At 42.5% G+C, this 5,311-nt stretch carries 4 protein-coding genes; 1 reads left to right on the top strand and 3 read right to left on the bottom strand.

The window, feature by feature from the left end:
* Positions 1 to 89: 89 nt before the first annotated feature.
* Positions 90 to 833: a RibD family protein gene (locus GNF10_RS34800; RefSeq protein WP_185580741.1), complete on the bottom strand. Its 744-nt coding sequence runs from the start codon at positions 831 to 833 to the stop codon at positions 90 to 92.
* A gap of 295 nt (positions 834 to 1,128) precedes the next feature.
* On the opposite strand from GNF10_RS34800, the gene GNF10_RS34795 reads away from it, so the two are divergent.
* Positions 1,129 to 3,258 (top strand): ATP-binding protein, encoded by a 2,130-nt coding sequence (locus GNF10_RS34795; RefSeq protein WP_185580742.1) that lies wholly within the window; start codon positions 1,129 to 1,131, stop codon positions 3,256 to 3,258.
* 150 nt (positions 3,259 to 3,408) lie between these two features.
* Here the strand turns inward: GNF10_RS34795 and GNF10_RS34790 are convergent, their stop codons facing one another.
* Together GNF10_RS34790 and rnc are read right to left on the bottom strand one after the other, a co-directional pair.
* Positions 3,409 to 4,470, bottom strand: a complete 1,062-nt coding sequence (locus GNF10_RS34790) for a Gfo/Idh/MocA family protein (RefSeq protein ID WP_185580743.1) — start codon at positions 4,468 to 4,470, stop codon at positions 3,409 to 3,411.
* Positions 4,471 to 4,586: 116 nt separating this feature from the next.
* Positions 4,587 to 5,306 carry a ribonuclease III gene (gene rnc, locus GNF10_RS34785; RefSeq protein WP_185580744.1) on the bottom strand — a complete coding sequence of 240 codons (720 nt, stop codon included), beginning with the start codon at positions 5,304 to 5,306 and terminating at the stop codon, positions 4,587 to 4,589.
* Between the last annotated feature and the right edge of the window lie 5 nt (positions 5,307 to 5,311).

Raw genomic sequence — 5,311 nt, 5'->3', positions numbered from 1 at the left:
GGGCAGGGGCAGGGGAGGCAAGGAGAATAACTTATGCCCAATTCCCAATTCCCAATTCCCAATATTCCAATAACTTAACTTAGCGTAATCTAATCTGCTGGTTGTTGCAGGCGATAGTGCAAAAAGACTTCTTGCTCAACAGTATGAACTTCTAAAAGTTGCAACTTGGGAGCTAAATCGGGTAAAAAACCTTTCCCTTCTACAGGTGTGGGGGCAGTACTACCACCTAAAATCAAGGGACAGACAGTTAGCCATAATTCATCAATTAAATCTAAGCCCAGCAGGGAAGCGACTAATTCACCTCCACCTAAGACCACCAACCGTGTTATATCTATATTGGCTAGATGCTTCAAAGCTGCGGGAATGTTAATTTCTCGCGTTGGTGTTTCAAAAACCAGAATCTGCTCAAATTTTGGAGGACACTCTTGTGTTCCGGTTCCCAGAGTTGAAGGAAGCGTCTGTAAACAACGTCCTTTCCATGAAAGTTTTCCCAGTGCTGTCGTAAGTAGCCAGCGTCTAACTGGTTGCTTAAAAAAGTTAATTTCCGGATTGAGGTTTCCAGAGTGTGTAGTCACTATATGAACTGGCTGCGGAGGCTTCCCTTCTTGTGCCCGAAGTCGCACTAGAGTTGGATCTGAGACAGTAAGTGTCGTTCCATAAGCCCGGAGAGTACCAGCACCGAATAAAACCGCATCAGAGGCAGCGATTTGTTTTTCTAGATGTGCTTTATCAACTCTTGAGCCAAACCGAGCAGGCGATCGCCTAAAATCTGCTATCTTGCCATCTGCACTCATGGCTAAAACAACTGTAGTATGAGGACGATGTTGCAACATTCAATTGATTTGATAGTTGGAATATTTTCTTTGTTTGTATGTAGATTCTCAAAAAAAATCCATGCCTGCAAGTTATTTATTTACAATTTTATCACTGTATTTATATGCAGCAAAAACCACTATTACATCTAGCATATATGAGTTTTGGTATACCACGTTTCTTTTTGAATGATAGCAATTTGTTATTTTTAAACATTGAAAATAAAATTCTGATAATTTAATAAAATGTCTCATCTAGCCAGTCTAATTACATATCTTTGCTGTTGTGGTTTGCAGATGCAAAGTGAGACACTCGATGACTAATTCCCGCCAATCTTCCTTTCGTCGAATTTTAGTAACGAGAATATTGCTGCTGTTCGTTCCAGTTTTACTTGTAGGCGAGATTGTGGCCTTGAATAAGGCACGTTCTAGCATATTGGCAACTGCGCGTCAAAATTTAACAGAAAGCGCCACTAGTAAAGGAGAAAGAATTGGCGATGCGATCGCAATCTTAAAAGCTAGTTTACTGAGTGTAAGTAAAACAACGGTGATTCCGTCTGGTTCACCGATACCAGAGCCAGAAATTCTCGCACAGCTAAAGCAACAACTTCCAGCCAATATTGAGTGCATCCAATTAACGGATCTCCTAAATCAAAAAATAATTGCCAGTAGCTGTGGGGATCAAGCAATTGGAGAATTGAGGTTCCCTTTGCCTAGTGATGGAATTGATGTCAAAACCATCTTCCCGCCAAAGGCAGGAATGACTGGAAAAAGAAACGCACAAAATCAATTACAGTTAGTTTTCTCTGCACCAGTCTCCGATAAGCGAAAAAATTTAGTTTACAGCTTAAGTATTCAGTCTGCATTGTACCAACAAACCAGAAATCCACCGGGATCGCTTACGGGTGCGATGGTAGTGATTTCTGAAGATGGGACAATTTTGGCACACCCATTTACAGACTGGGTGGGAACTAATATTAATCAACATCCCAATGCTTCCCAACTCAAGAGCATAATTAAAAATGCCCTTGCAGGACGAAACGATTCGATAAATTTGTCTTTTAAAGAGGGAAACGAATTAGTAGCTGGCTATACGGCTATTGCAAATCCACTCACCCAAGAGCAGCAGCAAAAATGGATAGTCTTAGCTGTTACTAGTGTTGATAATGCACTTTTTGGTTTAGAAGAAATTAAACTAATTCTCATCGTCTTGACAGTTGGTTTGATTGGTGCAAGTTTGTTAGCATCCCTATATCTAGCTCCTTACTTGGCACGTCCTGTAGAAGAATTGCGAGACTACGCTCTCAATATTCACTCTCACCACGCCGCACAACCAGTTCCCCACAATTTCCAAATTCGGGAATTCAATCAACTGGCCCAAGCATTAGACCAAATGGTAGAACGGCTCAAAGCTGGGGCAGAAGAACTAGAAATAGCTTGGAAAGAAGCAAAAAACGCTAACCAGATTAAAAGCCAATTTTTGGCTACGACTTCCCATGAATTGAGAAACCCACTACATACTATTATTAACTGCATTCGCGTGGTTGAAGATGGCTTATGTGATAGCCGGGAAGAAGAAATGGAATTCCTAAAACGTGCCAATGAAACAACGATTCATTTGCTAAATATTATTAATGATTTACTCGACATTTCTAAAATCGAAGCGGGTAAGCTTTCTGTAGTTATCACACCTCTCGATCTCCGACAAATATTGCTAGAGGTGATTAATTTACAATCAGTTAATGTTCAACAAAAGGGCTTGCAATTAAAATGCGAGTTAGAGCCTCAACCGCTACCAATTAAGGCAGACGCGGCAAAACTGAAGCAAGTGCTGATTAATGTTATTGGCAACGCTACTAAGTTCACTGACACAGGAAGCATCACCATTGCTACAGAAATTCAATCTAATAATGGGAAATCTCAGGTAGTGGTAATAGTTAAAGATACAGGTATAGGCATTGATCCCAATCAACAGCACAAACTATTTCGCCCCTTTGTGATGGTGAATGGCACAACCGCGCGCCAGTTTGAAGGGACTGGACTAGGACTCGCAATTTCACGAAACTTAATCGAACTTATGGGAGGCAGCATTACTCTTGAGAGTACGGGACTTCATCAAGGTACGACACTAAAGATTACCTTACCCTTGATTGATATCTCGCTGTTACCTGTTGACAACAAAGAAGAAAAAGTCGGGAATCTGGGATTTTCCTCTGGAAATAAGGGGGCAAAAGCAAATCAATACTCTAGCCTACAGCAGTCTGGGGAAAGCCCCTCTTTGGGGAGCAACAAATCTGTAAAAGCAGTTGTAGACAAAGAGAAATCGATGAAATTCCAGGTGTTACTTGGGAACGAGACTTACGAGATTAGCTTTTCGCCGCAGCAAACTATCTTGGTAAGTATTCCAAAAACAGAAGTTTATGCAAATGGGACTTCTGAAAGGTAATTTTTACACAGATTTAGAAGTGTTACTAAATAGATCCCAAAGACGCGATAAATCGCCGTCTCTACAAAGGACTGATTCTTGTAGAGACGGCGATTTATCGCGTCTCTTGCCTTAACCGAAAAGTATTAGGCGGTTATTTTCAGGGGAAAATTAGACTTGAGAGGAGTTGTTCAGAAAAACAGGTTGGCCGCCTTGCTCAAGAGATAGCGTTAGTGCAGCAAGAATTTCTACTAACTGCGTGCCTACCCAGCCAGATGAAACCTCTGAGGGAGTATTGTTGAGGATAGAGTCAACAAAACAAGAGCAAACTCGCCCCAACGGTTCACCTGGTTCTAATTCCAGCACCACCTGCTTTTGATTTACTGGAATAAAATGATTGCCCTGCTGTTCAAACTCCCCATGTAGCAGCGTTAGAGGAGACGATCGCGACATTTCATCAAAAATCAAACTACCAAGGCTACCTACAATCCCCAGCCGGCGCTGCTTATCAGGATTCAGCCAGCACAAATGAATATAAGCTTGAAAGCCATCTGGGTATGTCAGTGTAAGCCATACTAAATCAGCTAAACCTTGGGATGGAGAGTGGGTTATTTCCCTATTGGCTTGCCCTTGTAGCCACACCGTACCCGTTGCTTGCACTTTCACAGGAATCTGACCTAGCCAAGCGTTAAAGATCGCAATATCATGAATAGCTAAATCCCAGAGTGCATCAACATCTTGGCGGACAGGCCCTAAATGGGTGCGGGTAGCGTAGCCATAGCGTAAATCACCTAATTTACCCGCCTGTACTACAGTTTGCCCTTGCTCTACTGCTGGGTGAAATAAATAAGTATGGTCAACCATCAGTATTAAATGATGCTGCTCTGCTAACTGGCAAAGTTCCCGGCATTCTGCGGGGTCGAGAGTTAGGGGTTTTTCAGCTAAAACATGGTATCCATTTTGGAGAGCGTCTTTGATTAAAGCATAGTGAGTGGTAGCCGGAGTTGCGATCGCAACTCCGGTCAACGCTGGCACTTTCTTTAAATCTTCCCATTGGGTTGTCAATACTACATTTTCATCTAAATTAAACTGCTGTTTTATCGCCGCTAATCGTTCTGGATGGGGGTCTACTACAGCAACTACATCTACTTGGGGATGTGCTAAGAAATTCCGCAGCAGATGCACTCCCCAACGCCCAACTCCGATAACAGCAATTTTAATTTGGTTTGTCATTAATTATTTGTCATCTGTTATTTGTCATTTGTCATTAGTTATTTGTATACAAAGGACGAGGGACAAATGACCACTGACAACCAAATGATTATCGGCTAATTTCCAGTCTTTTAAGCTCAGGGTGTTTGCGGATTAGGGATTGCTAAAAAAGCTACCTTAGCTGCGGCTTGTTCAGCAGTTTTGATTGATCGCCCCTTACCTTCTCCGAGTTTCTTTCCATGTAGCCACACTTCAGCCATGAAACGTTCTTGATTATGGTGCGGTTGAGTGACTTCCACAACTCGATATTCTGGTAAAACTTTAAATTGCGCCTGAGTCCATTCTTGGAGAGCAGCTTTGTAATTAAGCCTGGCAGGATCGAGGCGAATTTCTGTTGTTAGTTCTTGGAAGTGGGGATCTAGCCAAGAGCGGATCAATTCTAGATTTTGAGTACTTAAATAAAGCGCACCCAGAACTGCTTCAAAAGCATCTGCTAGTCGTGACTCTTGACCAACTTTATCAGCCGTAGCACTACCGGCAACTAGTAAGTATAACTCTAAACCATAACCTCTGGCCAATTGGGCGAGAATGCGATCGCTCACTAATACCGAACGAATTGCCGCAAAATCCCCTACTGGACAATCGGGATAATTTTCCCATAACACAACAGCCGACACCAGCCGCACCACTGCATCGCCAACAAACTCCAGTTGTTCATAATTCGCCGAATCAGAAACAGTGGGATGAGTTAGCGCTAAATCTAGCAGTTCCCACTTGATAGGTGCTTCTCGCGACAAACCTAATTTTTGGACTAAACTTTCGAGTTGCCGTTGACGGCGTGGGTAGGCAAGGGGCATTGGGG

The organism is Nostoc sp. UCD121, assembly GCF_014222285.1.
Lineage (GTDB): Bacteria > Cyanobacteriota > Cyanobacteriia > Cyanobacteriales > Nostocaceae > Nostoc.
Note: the sequence above shows the minus strand (reverse complement) of the source record. Positions and strands in the feature narration are given on the sequence as shown.